The 18,290-nt window shown below is 41.7% G+C and carries 16 protein-coding genes; 3 read left to right on the forward strand and 13 right to left on the reverse strand.

Annotated features, from left to right (window positions below; genetic code table 11):
• Positions 1 to 67: 67 nt before the first annotated feature.
• The 6 genes from U0033_RS13830 to U0033_RS13855 form a co-directional block, all read right to left on the reverse strand.
• On the reverse strand, positions 68 to 898 hold the full coding sequence (locus U0033_RS13830; protein WP_072364820.1) for a helix-turn-helix domain-containing protein: 831 nt from the start codon (positions 896 to 898) through the stop codon (positions 68 to 70).
• A gap of 77 nt (positions 899 to 975) precedes the next feature.
• On the reverse strand, positions 976 to 1,335 hold the full coding sequence (locus tag U0033_RS13835) for a hypothetical protein (RefSeq protein WP_143150911.1): 360 nt from the start codon (positions 1,333 to 1,335) through the stop codon (positions 976 to 978).
• Between the two features lie 300 nt (positions 1,336 to 1,635).
• Positions 1,636 to 2,622, reverse strand: a complete 987-nt coding sequence (locus U0033_RS13840) for a hypothetical protein (protein ID WP_072364817.1) — start codon at positions 2,620 to 2,622, stop codon at positions 1,636 to 1,638.
• A gap of 2 nt (positions 2,623 to 2,624) precedes the next feature.
• Positions 2,625 to 3,686 (reverse strand): hypothetical protein, encoded by a 1,062-nt coding sequence (locus tag U0033_RS13845; protein ID WP_143150910.1) that lies wholly within the window; start codon positions 3,684 to 3,686, stop codon positions 2,625 to 2,627.
• A gap of 736 nt (positions 3,687 to 4,422) precedes the next feature.
• Complete coding sequence (locus U0033_RS13850) at positions 4,423 to 4,962, reverse strand: hypothetical protein (protein WP_072364813.1); 540 nt, start codon at positions 4,960 to 4,962, stop codon at positions 4,423 to 4,425.
• Positions 4,963 to 5,256: 294 nt separating this feature from the next.
• A complete protein-coding gene (locus tag U0033_RS13855) occupies positions 5,257 to 6,513 on the reverse strand; it encodes a S41 family peptidase (RefSeq protein ID WP_083571821.1) in 1,257 nt (418 codons plus the stop codon).
• Between the two features lie 70 nt (positions 6,514 to 6,583).
• Here U0033_RS13855 and U0033_RS13860 point away from each other — a divergent pair, with 70 nt between their 5' ends.
• The gene (locus U0033_RS13860; protein ID WP_072364809.1) at positions 6,584 to 7,396 is read left to right on the forward strand and encodes a helix-turn-helix domain-containing protein; all 813 of its coding nucleotides are present in this window, start codon (positions 6,584 to 6,586) and stop codon (positions 7,394 to 7,396) included.
• Between the two features lie 144 nt (positions 7,397 to 7,540).
• Here U0033_RS13860 and U0033_RS13865 read toward each other — a convergent pair whose 3' ends face one another.
• Positions 7,541 to 8,008: a winged helix-turn-helix transcriptional regulator gene (locus tag U0033_RS13865; protein WP_245801856.1), complete on the reverse strand. Its 468-nt coding sequence runs from the start codon at positions 8,006 to 8,008 to the stop codon at positions 7,541 to 7,543.
• Between the two features lie 157 nt (positions 8,009 to 8,165).
• Here U0033_RS13865 and U0033_RS13870 point away from each other — a divergent pair, with 157 nt between their 5' ends.
• The gene (locus U0033_RS13870) at positions 8,166 to 9,206 is read left to right on the forward strand and encodes an alkene reductase (RefSeq protein WP_245801855.1); all 1,041 of its coding nucleotides are present in this window, start codon (positions 8,166 to 8,168) and stop codon (positions 9,204 to 9,206) included.
• 220 nt (positions 9,207 to 9,426) lie between these two features.
• Here the strand turns inward: U0033_RS13870 and U0033_RS13875 are convergent, their stop codons facing one another.
• The 5 genes from U0033_RS13875 to U0033_RS13895 form a co-directional block, all read right to left on the reverse strand.
• On the reverse strand, positions 9,427 to 10,311 hold the full coding sequence (locus tag U0033_RS13875) for a helix-turn-helix domain-containing protein (RefSeq protein WP_072364805.1): 885 nt from the start codon (positions 10,309 to 10,311) through the stop codon (positions 9,427 to 9,429).
• A gap of 12 nt (positions 10,312 to 10,323) precedes the next feature.
• Positions 10,324 to 11,253, reverse strand: a complete 930-nt coding sequence (locus U0033_RS13880) for an SDR family NAD(P)-dependent oxidoreductase (RefSeq protein WP_072364803.1) — start codon at positions 11,251 to 11,253, stop codon at positions 10,324 to 10,326.
• 467 nt (positions 11,254 to 11,720) lie between these two features.
• Positions 11,721 to 12,503: a polysaccharide deacetylase family protein gene (locus U0033_RS13885; protein WP_083571820.1), complete on the reverse strand. Its 783-nt coding sequence runs from the start codon at positions 12,501 to 12,503 to the stop codon at positions 11,721 to 11,723.
• Positions 12,504 to 12,505: 2 nt separating this feature from the next.
• Positions 12,506 to 13,273 carry a glycosyltransferase gene (locus tag U0033_RS13890; protein ID WP_083571819.1) on the reverse strand — a complete coding sequence of 256 codons (768 nt, stop codon included), beginning with the start codon at positions 13,271 to 13,273 and terminating at the stop codon, positions 12,506 to 12,508.
• Between the two features lie 7 nt (positions 13,274 to 13,280).
• A complete protein-coding gene (locus U0033_RS13895) occupies positions 13,281 to 14,471 on the reverse strand; it encodes a glycosyltransferase family 87 protein (protein WP_072364799.1) in 1,191 nt (396 codons plus the stop codon).
• Between the two features lie 1,214 nt (positions 14,472 to 15,685).
• On the opposite strand from U0033_RS13895, the gene U0033_RS13900 reads away from it, so the two are divergent.
• Positions 15,686 to 16,219 (forward strand): RNA polymerase sigma factor, encoded by a 534-nt coding sequence (locus tag U0033_RS13900; protein ID WP_072364795.1) that lies wholly within the window; start codon positions 15,686 to 15,688, stop codon positions 16,217 to 16,219.
• A gap of 140 nt (positions 16,220 to 16,359) precedes the next feature.
• Here the strand turns inward: U0033_RS13900 and U0033_RS13905 are convergent, their stop codons facing one another.
• The gene (locus tag U0033_RS13905; RefSeq protein ID WP_072364793.1) at positions 16,360 to 18,234 is read right to left on the reverse strand and encodes an amidohydrolase; all 1,875 of its coding nucleotides are present in this window, start codon (positions 18,232 to 18,234) and stop codon (positions 16,360 to 16,362) included.
• Positions 18,235 to 18,290 lie beyond the last annotated feature (56 nt).

Here is an 18,290-nt window from a genome sequence, read left to right on the forward strand (position 1 = left end):
TTGAGATACAAAGCTACTATCACGATCAGGTGAGCAGGTAATACTAATCGGAAAAGCTGTTATATTTTTAGGAAATCATCATTTTAACTTCCTTACGAAAATCAGTAGGCGTTTGGCCTGTTTTCTTTTTGAAAAGATTGGTAAAATAGGTTTTCTCTTTAAACCCAAGTTCGTACCCGATTTCGGAAATCGTTTTATCGGTAGATGCAAGCAGGTTTTTTGCCTCCAGGAGTTTGCGTGTTTCAATAATCTCCGAAATACTCTGCTGAAAGATTTGATGACAAATAAGGTTCAGATTCCTGGATGACATAAAAAGTTTTTCGGCATAGAATTCTACACCCACATCTTTGCGGAAGTTTTCTTCAAGAATGGCCAGGAAATTTTTAAATTTATGGTTCGGAGCATGCTCCACCAGGGTCTCGTTATTATGCTGCTTTCTTCGCTCTGATTCTATCATGGTAAAAATCGTACTGAGCAATTGCCGGACGATGCCATAATCCGGACCTGCCTGCTCCATTTCACCCTGCAGCATTTCGCATAAGGTAACTAATCTTTGAAAGCACATACCAGGCTTCAGTGTAAAGGTTGCGTTATTGTGGTATAAGGAATAAAGCTGAAAAGTTGTTTCCGGTATAAATTCACTTTTAAACCGGATCACCCACATCTCACATTGGTTGGCTTTCTTAGCAGGTCTTGCCTGGTGTACCTTTCCTTTAGTAACAAAGCTCACAAACGGAGCGTCAAAATGATTGGACTTAAAATCTATAAAATGCTCAATCTGCCCGGTAACGCCTATAATGAGCTCTTCATAATCGTGTGAATGAGGTTCATTTACCGATGATGTAATTCTTTTTGCTTCCGATGCATCCAACCTGTATATTTTGACCGTTTCCTTCATTGATGTCGAAATTATTATAATAGCTTTTAAACCATGTATGGTACAGTAAGGGAAATAATCCCATAGGTCCTACTCGCTTAGCCTTTTTTCTGGTCTTCAAATTTCTCAAAGACGTATTTATACGTGTAGCCTTTTTTGATAACAATTAAAGTATCTGCATGAGGCATTTTTTTTAGGTTATTGCCCATTGCAACCTCACCAAAGGATATTCCAAAATTGTCCGCAGAAACAGGTCTACAGCCATATTTTTTGGAATCGTTGTCCAATTTAAAGTGATAATAGCCATTAGTGCCATCCAGGAAGATCACTTTCCCATCGAGGGAGGCACTATTAAACTCCTTAAATTCCCTGACGGCTTTTTCATAGCCGAAACAGGCGATCGACATGGTAGCAAAGACCAATAAAGAAAGCCATTGCTTTATGCTGTTATTTCTCATTTGGTTGAGGTTTGAAATCTTTTACTTTATATGTATTACCAGGATTCATTTCATAAACAGGTATTTTAAATTGATAATGGTAATTACGAAATGAGTTCTAAATACTTGTACCATATTTAGGAACGGGTACATCTCCAATCTCATCTGCTAACGGATCAAAGTTAAGACTTCCTGGGATGATTCCAGGAGCACTATTTGTTCCTGGCGTATAGCTCCCAGTTGCACGGAGCCCTTCAGCAACAGGAAGGGCTGTCTCAAAACTTCGAGACAGCCCCTTTTTTTATGTCAAACACTTTATTTCTAATAATTAATATTCACATTCGTCCACGTCGTATCTCCCAGGTTCACACCAATTGTACCGTCCACATTCTTAATATCCAGATAAACAGAAATCGCTGTCAATGAATTACGCTTTGGCCTGATTGGTTTTGTTCCCAATACCTCCTTACTACCATCCCCCTTCACCCAGGTCAACGTCACCTGCAACTGACTTCCAGGTATAGAATCTTTAGACCTGAAAAGATCTGCAGAATACACACGCGCAACCGGTAATGAATCCTTTATTTTCAGTGTATCCGGCCTCATCTGACCGCCATAAGTCGCCTCCAGATACCCTTGTCTCAGATTGAACACCTTATACTGAATAGCAAATACCAACCTTCTCAACACCAGATTAATATCGGTATTATTTGTATCACGTGCGGTATAATTAGTACTACCAAAATACGCATTCACTTCTGAAATCGGGAACACATCCACCGCCATCGTCAATGAATCCCTGATCACTGAAAAATACGCCATGGAATCAGCAAACGCGGGCTGCATCGCTTCAGCAGAACCAGCTGCTTCCTCTGCGGCATAGAACATCCTATTACGCAAGGTACGATGAATAGGGAACGGATACTGTTTATATCCACCCACCATTTGCCACCATAACCCATAACTGCTACCCTTTTTTATAGCCGCCACGTTTACAATGTAAGAACTGTCTTTCAAAATATCCAGCCTGATACTATCCGGATTATCAAACAGCCCCTGTGCAAACAATGCACCCGCTGCCGTCCTGATATTAACAGCATAGATCGTACTATCAAACGCCGTCTTCGCAGCTATTGAATTTCCACCTACCCGCAGATCGCCAACGCTGGTAGTAATATCACCACCCAGCTGGAAATGCACGGTTATCTTTTCACCAGTTACAGGTGGAGGAGTAGGTTCCTGTTTCGCCTCTTTTTTACAGGAAAAGAAGGCAAACAAGCTGATGCTTATAATGAGAAAGTATTTCATGATTAAAATCTGATAGGAGTGTTAGTTGTTAATGCAGAATCGACCAGTTTGAGACCAATTGAACTACCCGTAGCGGGAATGGTAGTACCACTATCCAGGTTAGGCAATGTTACATTAATATTCAGCAGTTGATTGCGCCCTGGCGTAGGAATCGTTGTACCATTCTGGACCACATTAAACTTTCGGCCATCCGTTAACTCCCATACTACATTTACCTTCAAATTATTGTAAGGATATCTTACTGTATCCGCATCCACCAAATACCCGCAGGAGTATATGGAAAGGCTATTGTCTATTGTATTTGGGTAGTAAACCTTTTGGGTCATACCTACCCATGACGCATCAGGATAAATATATGTATAATTCACCACCAGTCGACCTTGTGTCAATTGCGGACATTTATATTTAATGCCAAATACAAGTCGCCTCATAGTAATATTTACAACTGGATGATTGGGATCCACTACATAGTTCTTTATACTTCCAAAGAAGGTAGTTGCCTCAGGAAAAATCGAGAAATTGTTATTAGTAGTTGAATCTGAATCATACATGGTATACAGCAAACTGGAATTAGCAGTGTAATAATAGTCTACTACCGTAGAGGCTAAACTGCTGTTATTTGCAGCATATGACATGGAATCATTCGCATGACCGCCCCAGGGTCCATTCACAAATTTGTCGACCACCTTTAAGCCGGGGCCGGTACCACGCTGAATCAACGTAAACCGGATCGTATAGGCAGTGTCCGGATTCAAACGAAAATGAATGGAATCAAATCTTTTGAATACACCAAAAGCATACATCCGGGTTCCTGAGTAAATTGCCACGCAATAGTAAGTGGTGTCGCGAAATGACTTTGCAGTTACCTTCCCATTCGATGATTTTGCATCAGCTTCATGGGCTTGTTCAACAGTAAATTCGCCTTCTGGCTGAAGAGTGACCAATACCGGTTTTGCTGGAGGGATTGTCGTTGGAGGCTCAGTACTATCCGCATTCTTTTTACAGGAATAACAAAACAATAAGATAGCAGTAGCACAGACAATCATTGAGACTGTACGTTTCATTCTGGAGTTAATTTAAGATAAGATAATATATAGGTTGTTCCATTAAATGGTATAGTAAGTTAGGTATTTTTACTAATATAGGAATTGAATTAATGAATTTTGAATTCTCTTTCATTTTACAATATTGGTACACCTCACCCTATAACCTTAAAGGCTATAACATGTAAAATTGAACAAGCGGTCTTTTTGGTGAATATAACCTCCCTCAAGAATCAACCGATGTCTGGAAAATTATTAAAAAAGAAAAAGAGTTCGATGATCCCCCTTTTGATAAATATCAAATAACAAAAATATTCCTTACTTCTCCCATAGACGGGTCAACGCTGTTTATTGAGAAAGATGGTCCATGTGAATTAAGAGCTTTTGGCTTTTCGCCAACCGGAAATTCGTTCATTGTCGCATTAAGCTGTCAACTTGTAATATGGAGCAGGTAATATGCTGCATAGTTTTAAAACAATTTGTCTCTTCATCCGATCAGGCGCCTAACAGGTTGATGCTTGCAACAATCCAGGATTGAATCAATAAAATCATCAACCTGATATACTTGTATGCTGCAGTCGTGTAGCCTTCCCGGCAATAGCAATTGGTAATGATGGCTATCTTAATGAACGGGGGAGCCATCCAGGCAAAACAATCACTGCCGCGGCGATATCACCGTAGTAAGAATAAGAGTTTCAACCTATGAACGAGGGAACGTATTTATAACGAGGTAGTCATCTCGCAGTAAACCATGTCTCTATTCAATCTTCAGCTCCCGCACTGTTTCATTACCAGGCAAATCTACCGCCACTATCACCAGTTTTCCGCCGGGTGGTACTGTGCTTACCTTATAAGACCAATTCACACCATTTCGGCTTAAAACAGCCTTTCCACGCTCCAGGATAACACCCCTGGCATCTTCCACTCTTACATTCACCTCCGCTACCCTGAATTCATTCTTCGCAGTCACAACCACTGTCTGTGCTTCGAATTGAATGTCCTGGATCTCGGGTGACTGATAAGCATCCCTAACCGCCATATTAAAAGCATTCTGCCCGGGACCAGCCAGGGACTTATAATACGCTTTTATCCCGGGATCCATAATGACCGCTTTGGCATAAGCTGCTGCTACTTTCATCTTATACCTGGCTTCCAACTGCTTCGTGGTAGGCTTTCCCTTCGAAGGACCACGCTTTTTGGCGATGATAATCTGACCATTACGTTCGTAAATCACGAACTCATTACCGAGTACACCCCGGACTTTATCTAAAAGTATGCTGTCTTTAACTAAGGCCATAACAAACAATTTTGAGGTTACTCCACAATGTTAACATCTTATGGTGAGATATGGTGCTTCTTTAACATTAAATGAGTACAAATACATCATTGTAAGATCACTTGTATATCGATTAGATATTGAGGTGCCGTTAAAGTGACCTTACAATGATGTTTATATGTACTTATGTAAGCCTCTTTGTCTTATACACGGTTCCTCCTCTTCTTATTCCTCCTACCCCTCCTGCCTGCGGGCAATAACATCTTCTCTTTATTCTCCTGATCACTGCGTCTTTCTACCGGGTAATAATATCCACTACCTATCCTTCAAACCTGGCTCCGCTGTTCCATCATCATAAAGCCTGGTAAAGCCTATAACAACACCATCTTTCCGGTCAAACCTTATCCTTAAATAATCCTTGTCTTCTACTGAAAACAGATCCTTATCCATCGCTATCAAATGATTCTTAGCACCTCCTCTTTTCTGAAAATACAATTGCCCATTTTCTATAGTAATCATCCTCTCTCCATAATTCCCTGCATAAGCTTTCAAACTATCTTCAGAGACTAACACTGGTGTCAGCTTCGCCTTTATTGCAGCCAGGGCCCATTTTGCAGGGAAATTACTTTCGGGTGCCTTTGTCAGCGCTTTTAACTGTGCAGTTAACAATGCGTCCTTTGCCGGAACTTCTATATCCGGTTTTACCCCTGTTCCCTCCCAATCTGTTTTTGTAATAGCACTAATAGACCTACCCTCAGGCATACGCACCAGGAAATGCTCACAAGCCAATACCTGCTCCACTGGATGCGCTCCGCCACCCGTAGTTTCTCCAATAATAGTGACACGCTTCAGGTTCTGCAGGCTATATGAAAAATCTTCTGCGGCAGAAAATGTTTGCTGACTGGTTAATAAATAGACATCCACATGGGGCAGTCGCTTTCCGCTTACATAAGGCAATGTGCGATACTGGGTCAGGCTATTTGTAGGGCGCCAATAGATATCAGTCAGTGGTTGCGGCTCCCCTTCAAACAGGTAACTCGCCAGTAATTGTACCATGTCCGTCGCACCACCGCCATTTGCCCGGAGATCAATGATCAATGCATCTGCATTACTTAGAAAATTCATGGCCTGAACAGCCGTTTCTCCCCCCTTCATTGTTTCCTCAAAATAGCTAAGATTCAGATAGCCAATGTTCCCATCCAATATCCGTAACTCTTTAAATCCAAAGTTCTTATTTTTCGCACTGGCCGGATCAAACCCCATAGTAGCAGGATGGCTTTCGACAGAACGGGGATCATAAAATACCGCCAGGTGCCGGTCATGCGAAATGGCCTGCAAATCCATTGTCAATTGTTCCGAAAATGCATTTGGGTCCTTAACGTCTGCATACTTTTTATTATCCAAATTTGTACGTAATTGCTTTGCCATCTTTTCGGCTGTCTCAGGATATACGTATAGCGTTTTTAATTTTTGCGAGACAGCATCTATAATCACGGATTTCTCAGAATTACCCAGATCTTGTGCCATTGCGGGTGCCGAGACTAATAATAGTAAATATGCCAGTGCCTTCATGATGTTTTTTTTATGACGGCAATGTTAGATATATTAGCCATATATTCGTTTGTAAAAATCGGCCAAACTGATGGGTATTATTAAAAGCAGACCATTACACCTGGAAAAGTATATTCAATGTTTTTATTCGGTCATTTCCGAAGGTGCTGGTCCTAATATTCACAGGCGCCTGCCCGATGGAACCCTCGACCTTGTTTTTAACCTGGGCGAAACGGTGCGTATTTCGAGAGATGAAGTAGCATTTCAACAAATGCCGGCCGTGTCATTAACCGGGCTTTACCCTGATAGAAGTTTCCTTTCTTATGCAGATAAGGTACACCTTGTTGGAGTTGTCTTCCAACCCGGCACCGCTCATCTCTTTATAAAAGACAGCCTGGACCATATTAAAGCTTCTACTATAGATGCTGCAGATGTATTTGGGAAAGATATTTACTTATTACTGGAGCAAATGATTGAGCTGCCGTCCGAAGGATCCCGGCATTATTTCCTGGAAAAACTGCTGATGAAATACCTTAAGCAGCATACGGATGACTATCACCTGCATAAGATACTGGACGCGGTTAACGATATTCATAAAGCAGAGGGAAATCTGAATGTAGGTGCATTACACCACGCACACCTCATGAGTGAAAGGAATTTCAGGAGGAAGTTTGTTGATTGGGTAGGCATGAGTCCGAAACAATATACAGGCATCATCAGGATTAAATCTTTTAGTAAACGGTATGAATCCGGCAGAAAGAATTATAACACGATTTTATATAACCTGGGATATAATGATCAGGCCCATTTTAATAAGGATTTCCGGAAAATAGTAGGTGCTTCGCCTGGTTGTTATTTCAATAATATGGATCCTATTGCTGAAAATTTTATTCACCTGATTTAGTGATTAAACCTGGGCGAGCGGCCTGATTCAGCTTCCCATTTGAGTATCAATACCGGTGGGATATAAGACGATTTAAACTGTGGAAGCAGGCAATTCAACATTCAGGCATCCACCCTGATTGCTGCCTGATTAGGTTCGACTAACTTATCCTATTTTACTTGCTACCGTCATATGCCTGTAAATCTGGCAAGTCGATTTTGATGTTTCGCCAATCTTAGGCGCCTGTTTAATAACTTTCTCCAAAAAACTACGATTAGCATCCCCCCATTGATTCATAGCGTCAATAATCGGCATTAATGACCAGCCGATTTCCGTAAGCGAATACTCCACCTTAGGCGGAAGCTGGGGGTAGGTCTTCTTCGTTACCATTCCATGCCCTTCCAGTTCTTTGAGCTGTACATTCAGCACTCTGCGGGTAACGCCGGGAAATAAGCGCAGGATCTCACTAGGACGCTTTACTTCCATTGAAATAGCCCGAAGGATGGCTGGTTTCCATTTGCCGTTCAGCACTTCTTTAGTCAGGTGTAATCCGCAATCTATGGTGAGTGGCGTCTTTCTTTCGTACATATGCAGTTTACTTTTCTCAAATTTAAGCATTGTATACGATTCCATACATAGGGATAAATTTATCCCTATGCCATTAGTTTTTCCCGTATTGTGCAGCTGTGCCTTATTCCCGAGGTTTGCATAAAAAACAATGGGAAATACAGTACAACCGCTGTTAGAAGAATACCAAATTGGAGATTTAAAATTAAAAAACCGGGTGATTATGGCCTCACTGACACGTGGACGAGCCACTAATCCGGGCCTTGTACCTACGCCGTTAATGGCCAGGTATTATGCTCAAAGGGCCTCAGCAGGCTTGATTTTGAGTGAAGGCACCTGGGTGAGTGAGAAGTCCATTGGATTTATTAATGTGCCGGGCATTTTCACCAGGGAACAAGTGGAGGGATGGAAACTGGTGACCAATGCTGTACATGAAAAAGGTGGTCTGATCTTTTCTCAATTAGGGCATATCGGTGCTGCCTCTCATCCAGATTTCTTTCATGGTGAATTACCTGCCGGGCCTTCCGCCATCAATCCGCAGACTCATTCTTACACACCGGAGGGCTTTAAAGAAACAGTGACTCCCAGGGAGTTTACTGTTGCTGAGATCAAACAAACTATACAAGATTATCAACAGGCAGCTAACAATGCGAAGGAAGCAGGATTTGACGGTATTGAAATCCATGCGCAGGCAGGGATGCTAATCCCCCAGTTTTTAAGCCTGGCTACAAATCAACGAAGCGATGAGTATGGCGGCAGTATTGAGAACCGCGCACGAATTATATTTGAGATCCTGGACGCCATCTTGGAAGTTTGGGAAAGCACACGGGTAGCTATCAAGTTTACACCTGTTGCATATAGCCATGTAGGCATTGTGACGCCGGATGAAGAGACGATCCCAATGTTCCAGTACATCCTTAAGAAATTGAACGATTATAACCTGGCTTACCTGCATATTGTAGGACCTGCAGAAGATTTAACCGGCACACCAGTTACGGTATTGCAACAGGATTATTTCAGTCATTTTCGCCATCATTACAGCGGCCGGCTAATGGCGAACCTGGGCTTTACGCAGGAAAGCGGGAATGCAATCCTGCAGGAAGGCACTGCTGATCTTGTATCTTTTGGTGCGGCATTTATAGCTAATCCCGATTTGGCAGCGCGCTTCAGGTATAATTTACCATTGTCAGAAATGAACAGGGATACACTGTATAGCGGGGAGGAAAATGGGTATACCGATTATCCTGCTGCTATTGCTGAATGAAATTGAGGATTATATGTCCATTTTCAGTAAAAAAAGCCTTCGGATTATAAATCCTGGAGGCCTTTTTTACTGAAAATGGTTTTCATTACCGTTGGCGAATTCCCTCTTTCATGTATGTTTTGTTTTGAGGAAGTTTGCAACCGGTTCAGTTGTCATGATATAAATAGTTGTAATTATAACAGGTCCGGGGCGATCCCTTATGGAATAAAACCCGCCTGGTTTATCCTGACTTTCTAAATTCACCAGGGCTCATGCCTGTTTCTTTTTTGAATAGCCTTGAGAAATATGGTGGGTTTTCAAAACCCAATTTGTAAGCAATTTCAGAAACAGCGTAATTAGTTCCCGCCAGTAAATTTTTGGCTTCCGAGATCAGGTATAAATGGATCAGTTCTATAGCTGTTTTCCCTGTTTCCTGTTTTAGCAGGTCACTGAGGTATCGGGGTGACAGATTGAGCTCACCAGCCAGATAATTTACTGTAGGCAGCCCTTTTTCATTCATAAGTTCTTTTTCGAAGTAAGTGGCCACTAAACTATTGAACTTTGAAACAGTTGATCCGGATAAGGGTTTTCGGTCAATAAATTGCCGCCTGTAAAAACGTTGTGAATATTGGAGGATAGCGTCTATATGTGTAATCATAATAGCTTTACTGAACTCATCCTGGTTGTTACCATATTCGGCTTCAATTTTCCGATACAATTCCCAGATCACTTTTTCCTCTGCCGGTGAAAGATGCAAGGCTTCGTTCGCTTCATAATCAAAGAATCCATATTTTTTGATCTCATTGTAAAGTGGATGACCCACCAGGAAATCTTCATGAAAGCAAATATTAAATCCATTTTCTTCTAATTTAATATCTTTCATATCCACAATCTGGCGTGGCCTAATAAAATACAATGAGCCCAGATCATGATCATATTGGGTTTTGCCATACCGTATTACGCCAGATTTCATCTTCTTCAGGCTGATCTGATAAAAATCACAGGTATAGTTCAGATCATTGCTGAAAGTAGCACTATCGCATATCATAATGCTGATCAACGGATTTTCCGGCGGTGGGAACCCTAAAATACGATGTGCTTCGATCAGGCTGCTAAAATGATTCATAATGATTGACAATTACTTTATAAAGCTATGCAATGCTTCGTAAGCGTTATCCTGAAAAGTGATATTCCTGAACTCAGGGAAAATAGTGCCCTGTTCTACCATGGCACCCGTTACTTTACCATCCTTACTGCCATAAAACATACCACTTTTCAAATTGGCATTACCCAGGGCTTCCACATATCGTGCAGCTCCTTTTTGTATACTGTGGATCATTCCGATTAGCGGCATTACAATTGGTGCGAGAAGATACTTAAATAGAAATTTCGTCATGCCTGGTAAATTATCATATCCTGCGGTACCACTTGTATTACCAGGGCTTATGCTAATAAATTTTATTTGTGGGTATTTGCGGGCGTTTGCGGATGTCCATAAGGCACCTATATATTTTATATACCCGTAGCCATAAGCTTCACTTCCATCAAACTTCGGGTTTGAAAATGAACCATCGAGAACAGAAACAAATTCTGCAACTGAATTGCTCTTCAGATTTGGTTTCTTCATAACCCCCTTAATTCCCCTTGCGCCTTCTGAACTTACATATAAAACTTCATTGTTTAGTTTTCCGGCTTTAATCATTTCATCAACCAATACAACATGACCTAATAAATTTGTAGCCGCAATATTAGTCATGCCTGTCGATGTGATAGCTAATGGCTCCTTTCCTCCTTGTCCTCCTGCATTTAATATCAAAGCATCTACCGGTTGCTTCATACCTGACACGGCAGCGCTAACTGAGGCAGGATCACTTACGTCTAATATGACAATTTCAAAAATTGCCCTCCCTGTCAAACTAACCAATTCTCTTTTGGCCTCATCTGCCTTCTGAGCATTCCTGCACCCAAGGTAAATCTTTTCTGTTTCATTGATCAAAGCCAATTGTCTTGCAACTTCTTTACCTAAGCCTATATTTGCTCCTGTTATTAATACACTTTTGTTCTTCATGATTTTACTGATTATGGCACTAGCAGTGCGAGAGGAATAATGAATACAAAGTTATTCCAGGTCATTCGCATCCGGCTTATACAAAACTCAGGAGTTTAGATACATTTTTACAAACTCTGGCCCAAAAGCCAGCTCTGGTAGCATATACAAAGGCGGGCACCCCGTCAGGATCAGCTCTAACGGCGTTTGGTGGAGGATTGTGTTTTTAAAACCGCGCGGGGGATTATATTTTGGAGGTGGAGGCAGGCTTAGGGTGCTTCAATTCGTTTCCCTACCCGTTTTAGGAGCATATATTTTACACGTTAAATTAATTGATCAAAAGTTCCGGCATACTCAAAATATAATCACTGAAACCACCTGAATAAATTTCGCATCATTTGTCGAATCCCGTTTATCTGCTGATAAAAAAGGATCAATCACCTGCGAATCAACAGGAAAAGACAAGCCAGGCAGCCTAAAGCTGGGGTTCAATACTGCCCTTGTTCCCGCAGCCATTCAATATGTGTGCAAAACTCGCCTTTCTGTTGCAGGTACCGAAGGAAACTGCTTAGCCGTTGCTGCATTTTGCTACCGGAAACACGACGGATATAAGCTGGCAACTGGTAGCTGCTAAGGTCAGCCAGCTCCCAGGGATGGAAATAGCAGGAAAGCAACCTGTCCTTTCTTAAAATAGTGTTGCTGAAATGCCGGGTGACTACACCTGGCATATTCTTAATACTTAGCCAGAAAATGGGATATCGACACAGGGGTGATACAGAAGATGGCATTACCCACAGGCCATTCTCCACGAAGGGAGTCCTGGGCTTATCCCAGTTATTATAACGTCCTGGCAGCCAGGTTGGGTTCAGCGAAGAATCGTACAGGTATCCGGCACTTAGCAGGGAGGCAGTGCTAACGGGTTTGAGGCGGGGCATACGGAAACCATTTACAGGCATGCCGGTGATTTCCGTAAGTGCGAGCCTGGAGCCTTCCAGGTGCGCTGGCTCAAAACTGCTATGATAATAGGCATGAGAAGCTACTTCATGCCGTATTGCCAGCTGGCGAACGAGTTCGGGGTAGTGTTGCGCCCAGTATGCTGTCACAAAAAAGGTAGCCCGTACCTGGTACTTCTCAAACAGCTCCAGTACGCTCATCAGACCACTGTGGGAAACCGACAATTGTTCATGTAAGGGTACATGTCCTCCAAATTCCATCGGAATATCAAATTCCTCTACATCTACACTTATCAACAGTTTGTTGGTCTTACTCATAATCAATTTCTTAAAATACTAAAATAGTTCTGCAGTTCCTTCAACAATGGCTTTATCCCGAATGACGAAAAACTGATGCCTGGGCGACAACTAATATCCAGGGTTTTCATGGTGATCATGGGATCCCGTCCTGCCTTGTAAATAAATTCGCTATCATATAAAAAGCCGTCTACATGTGTAGCCAGCAATACCCGGCGTCCCTTCCGGTTAAACCCTTTCAAACCCGCCTGTGCATCATTTATTTTGAGGCGGAGCAGGGAACGGTTGATATACCTGCTTAGCCGTGTAATCATCTTCCGTTTTGCAGGCAGTAGTTCCAGGTAAGCAGCTCCCCGTTCCCCTGCTACTACATCAGCTCCCTGAAGCAATTGCTCATATACCTTTTTTACAATACCCACACCAAAAGGAAAATCGAGATCTGTATATACCTGGAAATCGCTGCGTCCCTTCTTTGATCCTTCGCGCACGGCATATCCCTTCCCCCGGTTTTGCGAATAACTGACGATGATAATGTCCGGGATAAGCGACTTGAGGTGATTTACCTCCTCCTCTCCAAAGTTGCGTGTAGATCCATCATTTACCAGTATGAGCTGTACCGGTACAGACCCAAGTATACTCATCATTTCTTCATAATGTTGCAGCAAATTATTTACCCAGTTTTCGGGTGGGTTGTAACAGGGCAGGATCAGATCAATGCCGGTTGTTAAGACCAATACATTTTCCGGATCTGAATAATGGGTTGCAGCTGTTACCAAAGATTGTACAGACATATAGGCTTTATTTTTTGTAGATATTAACGGTGGTATTGCCCCATCCCCCTATGCATGCCTGTAAAAAGAGTAGTACGATCGTACAAGGCAATGCTTTGATATGCAAGGCAATGGCATATTGATTAATGAATTTCGGTACAAGGTCTGTCGGTGAAAGGGATACAATTACCAGGGTAAACCACAGCAGGCATTTGCGCCAGGTGCCTGGTAAAGGCATAGCAAAACACCCAATGGCTACGCCGGTTACGGCCATGATATATGTGGGGGACTCAGTACTTTGATTAAAGACTACGATCCATATCAACAGGTAGGCTGTCAGCATCAGGGGAAAACCCTGTACCCGTTTTACCAGCCCACTTATTAATACGTGCAGTAACATGACCACTGCTATCAGTAATGCTATTTTGTCGAACAGTTCACTGGCTGGTGCATGAAGGCCCAGGATCACATGCAGCATTCCCAACAGGGATCCATCCTCTTTAATGGTGCTGCTTGTCAGCAAATGGAACCAATCAATATAATGTTGACAGAGTAGCTGCGGGGAGATGAAGAGTAAAGGGAGTAAAGAACCTGCTATGAACCATACCAGGCCCCAGCCGATAAATGAACCTTTCCGGGGGAAGAACAGGAAAGCCAGTCCGGTGATAGCACCATATCCTTTTATGAAAAAGCACAGGGCTGTGAAAAAGGCAGCACGCCCTTGCTGTTGCCGCTGAAGGCTTGTCACTGTCAGGACCATAAACGCCGCCATGGCGGGGTTGGTTTGTTCGGACTGGATGGCGTTACTTAATTCAATGAGCAGGAACCAGGAAATAATATATTTAATATTATCTGTAAAGGGTAGTTGCCGCACCATATAAAGAAAAATGAGGGTACTCGCCAGCAGCCAGGCCAGCAAACCAAGCTCCTTTGGCAATAATGCAAAGGGGGCAAACAATACAGGAAAGGATGGATGATACAGGAAATAATCAAAGTATTCTGCCGAATAAACCTGATATAGCGGTAACTTATGTACTAAATGATAAAAAGAGGAACGGAAAATAATGAAATTATTATAGCGATCTGTCGTGATTGCCTGTATGTATAATATAATGGTAGCAACAATATATATTGTAGCAATGAATACCGGATGCTTTAAGCACAGGGAAACTTTACTGCGGCATGAGTTGCCTGCAGCAGGTAATGCTAATGGTGTCATATTCAGAATATAGGTGTCCCTCTTAAAAAGGTTCTAAAATATATAGCGCATAGTTAGGAATAAAGTTACAATGCACTTTATGGCAGATGAAAAATTTAAGCTATTTTTAAGGTTCTTGCTCTATGCCTTTCAATGGTTTATATGATGGTATTTTCAACTTAAATGTATACACTGACCCGGATGATATTTTGGTTTTGTTGTAATGATAAATATCATTTCGATTGATGATAAATATATTTATATATGAATTAATTTTCTAACTAACGTTAATGGTACCTTGTCTTTTGCTAAACCAGTCTGTAACATTATCCCAGTTAATAATATTGAAACCGTATCTGCAAAATCCCAATCCTTGTTTTTTGATCAGCCCGTGGTATTAAATAAATATATCATACAAACAGATCAGACTTTGTTCCCGACACTCTACCAAAGAAACATGACCAGTTTCAACTCCTCTTATGAATATTACCTCCACCCATCAAAGTTATTGCAGCAGGTATACTTTGTTTTGGCCAGGCTGTTGCCAATCAGCTAATGGAATCAGAACCAGTAATTAGTAGCGGCAAATAAAAGAATGTCTATTAACAATAGTTTTTCATAAGATCAGGGTTTAACAATAATAAGTTTCAAGTTTCTGCTGGCATTCAATCGCCCGGTACTATCCCCTAATAAACGAGGCAAGTGACACCGGCATAATAGTAATTTTGTTAATCAGCCCCTAATCATGTAATCCATTTGCATTAAGTTTTCCTCTCCGCTAAAGTATCGTAGTATATACTATTAACTTAACCAACAGGTAAGATTGTTTTGAAGGATGAAGCCCTATATAAAACGAAAGCAAACTATATCGATTGTAAAATACCTGGCAATAAATTATGTACAGCTGTTTAGTTGCCCACCCAATAATATCAATTAGTGTCCTTTAGGTACTATTATCAGGATGCAAAAGTTTCTTAACAATACCTTTAAAAAACAGTGTTATAACAAATAATAGATGTGATCGACTTCACAAAAAATAAGGCGTCTATTAACAAGGCGTTCACATAATTTTCAGAAAAATGATTTTACTTAGATCAATGATTATTTATAATATCAGTTATTTAGGTTATAAATAGCCCCTTTAATTTACTTATTCAGGTTTAACATTAACAATTAGCTCGTATATATTAACTTTTTAACCAATAAAGATTGTCGTGTTATTAACATTTGCCGAAATGGAACCTTCAGAAGACAAAGCCTTATTCCATCTTATCAAATCAGGCGACGAGGTGGCTTTTACTACCATGTTTGACAAATACAAAACACTCCTTTTTATTATCGCTTTCAGATGCCTTGACAATGAGTTCGAGGCACACGAAGCAGTTCAGGAAACTTTTGTATATGTATGGGAAAAGCGAAAAACAATAGAAATCCAGTCATCCCCAAAAAATTACCTGGTGGGAGCTGTCAGAAATTATTGTTTCAATTGTATCCGGAAAAGAAACGCTACCCAAAGGAGGGATGAACAATATGCCTATAGAAAGGATCCTTTTGTGGTCTCGAACCGTATTGAGCACAAAGAGTTAGCAAAAACACTGCAAAACGCGATCAATACTATTAAGCCTTCTACCCGGACCAGTTTTGAGATGCACTACATTGAAGGCATCTCCCAAAAAGAGATTGCAAAAAAAAGAGGGATTAGTTTACAGACAGTGAAAAACCAGGTATTCTCTGCATTGAAACAGTTACGGAGCAATCTTTCAAAATAATGATAATTTCATTATCTCAGTAGTACCGAATTATATGATTCGTTCCTAATTCATATCATCATAGTTTTCATGCAGGGTATTGAACTGGGAAATTAGCCGATATTGAAAAAGCCCGTGCTCTTCAGCACGGGCTTTTTATTTTATGCCATATTTACTTTCTCACTCACCGTACTACCATATACCAGCGTTCCTCCTACCCAGGTTTCCAACACCCCGATATTACGCATATGCATGTACGGGTTTTTCATCTTCAGCGGGTCCTGTTGCAGCACCACAAAATCTGCCAGGTTGCCGACCTTAAGTGATCCTGTCCACTGCTCTGCATAACATTGCCATGCTGCATCATAAGTCACTGCCGTCAATGCCTGTTCATGCGTAATACATTCTGCAGGGTTCAGTACATTCCATTCCGGGTCGGCCTCCATTCTCCTTGTAATAGATTGCTCCATCATTCTCAGCGGACCAAGTGGACTCACCTGGTTATCACTGTGCAGGGTAATTTTCATATCCCGTTTTAAGGCACTCTGACACATATCCAGCATATTGGATTTCTGTCCGAAGATGGCCTCTTTGAATGCATAACCCCAATAACCCACGTGACCGATCAGGAAACTTGGAGATACCTGCAGATTCTTCATATCATCCAGGTTCTGTGGCGTTGTCAGGGAGCAATGCTCTATTCTATGCCGTACCCCTTGTGTAGGATCTTTTACAAATTCCCTGAATGCATCAATCGCAAAATCAACTGCCAGGTTCCCATTCGCATGGATCATAACGGGCCATTTCTTATCCCGGATGATCAGGCCCATCAGGGTTCTGAAATCCACCGGCGGGTCCTGCGGCTGGGGGTTGTTCTCTCCGCCAAAATTATATACGCCATAAGGATTAGTTGCATAACATAAATAGGGCTCTGACTGATAACCTGTCAAACCCTGGTTAGAACCATCCGAAATTACCTTCACATGGCTCAGGTAAATATCTTCGTATTGTTCCTTTATTGTAAATGTTCCCAACTTTTCCACATCCTCTATTTTATTACATACCTGGGCTGCCCCGATACGCACTGTAGACGCGTTGACGGCTAAGTAAGCCTTCAGGATCTTTTTCTGTCCATCATTCATCCCGGCATCATGCATAAAAGTAACGCCTCTTGCATTTGCCGTTTCGAAGATGTCTCTCAGGTTTAGAAATGCATTCACAAACATGGCTGCTTTCTGGATCTTGGGGATGGTATTCAGCGCTGGCTGCATGCCCTTTTCTTCCTGTAACTGCCCCTGTGTTTTAGATTTGTAATCTTCGTATGAACTGTAATCACTTAAATACTTAGTGTTATCTTCATTTTCCCAGATTAATAACAGTGCTGCTGAATTCACATAAATGGTGTGCATAGATGCACTGATGATCAGGATAGGCTGCTCGTTGGAAATTTCGTCTAACACGTTGATGTCTATGGTAAGAAGCTGCTTATTGCCATCTTCATTCAGGATGGGCATTAATGCAGGATCAAGGCCCGCTCCCAGGAACCATTGGTTTGGCTGTTGTTTGGCAATCGTCTTCCTGATAATACTGCCTACATTGACGATGTTATAATTCTGACGCAATACCTGCTCTTCAAATCCCCCAACATCCGTCCAGCCCATTAACATAGCAGTAGGTACCAGGTGTACATGCGGTTCTATTAATCCTGGTAATAAGGTGTTACCCTCAGGCAATACCCTGGAATAAAAACCGGGATGATTTTGTTGCATAAATGCAGATACCTCCTCTTCAGTACCGCTAACGACTACCTTGCCTTCTGCAAATCCAATGGCAGGTACTGTTTCTACCGAGCCATTGATCATAGGGCGTATAGTTCCGCCACTGACCATGAAGGGATCTATTTGTGCTGACCTGGAAACAAGTCTTTCCTGGGGGAGCTGTGCAAAGTTTTCCGGCGTAAAGAGCTCATCTTTTAATAGCTTTAAAATAGGATTGTCGCATCCGCAATGCGTGCAGGAATGGTGGTGGTGTTCCATCGTGATTGGTTGTTTTGGTTATTTCGGAGCAAAAAGCACATGGAGTATAACACCAA

This window comes from Chitinophaga sancti (assembly GCF_034424315.1).
Lineage (GTDB): Bacteria > Bacteroidota > Bacteroidia > Chitinophagales > Chitinophagaceae > Chitinophaga > Chitinophaga sancti.

Bases quoted from the DNA above. Each gene is read 5' to 3' on its own strand.
- U0033_RS13830 (WP_072364820.1), bottom strand. From the start codon at position 898: ATGAAGGAAACGGTCAAAATATACAGGTTGGATGCATCGGAAGCAAAA.
- U0033_RS13835 (WP_143150911.1), bottom strand. From the start codon at position 1,335: ATGAGAAATAACAGCATAAAGCAATGGCTTTCTTTATTGGTCTTTGCT.
- U0033_RS13840 (WP_072364817.1), bottom strand. From the start codon at position 2,622: ATGAAATACTTTCTCATTATAAGCATCAGCTTGTTTGCCTTCTTTTCC.
- U0033_RS13845 (WP_143150910.1), bottom strand. From the start codon at position 3,686: ATGAAACGTACAGTCTCAATGATTGTCTGTGCTACTGCTATCTTATTG.
- U0033_RS13850 (WP_072364813.1), bottom strand. From the start codon at position 4,962: ATGGCCTTAGTTAAAGACAGCATACTTTTAGATAAAGTCCGGGGTGTA.
- U0033_RS13855 (WP_083571821.1), bottom strand. From the start codon at position 6,513: ATGAAGGCACTGGCATATTTACTATTATTAGTCTCGGCACCCGCAATG.
- U0033_RS13860 (WP_072364809.1), top strand. From the start codon at position 6,584: ATGGGTATTATTAAAAGCAGACCATTACACCTGGAAAAGTATATTCAA.
- U0033_RS13865 (WP_245801856.1), bottom strand. From the start codon at position 8,008: ATGGAATCGTATACAATGCTTAAATTTGAGAAAAGTAAACTGCATATG.
- U0033_RS13870 (WP_245801855.1), top strand. From the start codon at position 8,166: ATGGCCTCACTGACACGTGGACGAGCCACTAATCCGGGCCTTGTACCT.
- U0033_RS13875 (WP_072364805.1), bottom strand. From the start codon at position 10,311: ATGAATCATTTTAGCAGCCTGATCGAAGCACATCGTATTTTAGGGTTC.
- U0033_RS13880 (WP_072364803.1), bottom strand. From the start codon at position 11,253: ATGAAGAACAAAAGTGTATTAATAACAGGAGCAAATATAGGCTTAGGT.
- U0033_RS13885 (WP_083571820.1), bottom strand. From the start codon at position 12,503: ATGAGTAAGACCAACAAACTGTTGATAAGTGTAGATGTAGAGGAATTT.
- U0033_RS13890 (WP_083571819.1), bottom strand. From the start codon at position 13,273: ATGTCTGTACAATCTTTGGTAACAGCTGCAACCCATTATTCAGATCCG.
- U0033_RS13895 (WP_072364799.1), bottom strand. From the start codon at position 14,471: ATGACACCATTAGCATTACCTGCTGCAGGCAACTCATGCCGCAGTAAA.
- U0033_RS13900 (WP_072364795.1), top strand. From the start codon at position 15,686: ATGGAACCTTCAGAAGACAAAGCCTTATTCCATCTTATCAAATCAGGC.
- U0033_RS13905 (WP_072364793.1), bottom strand. From the start codon at position 18,234: ATGGAACACCACCACCATTCCTGCACGCATTGCGGATGCGACAATCCT.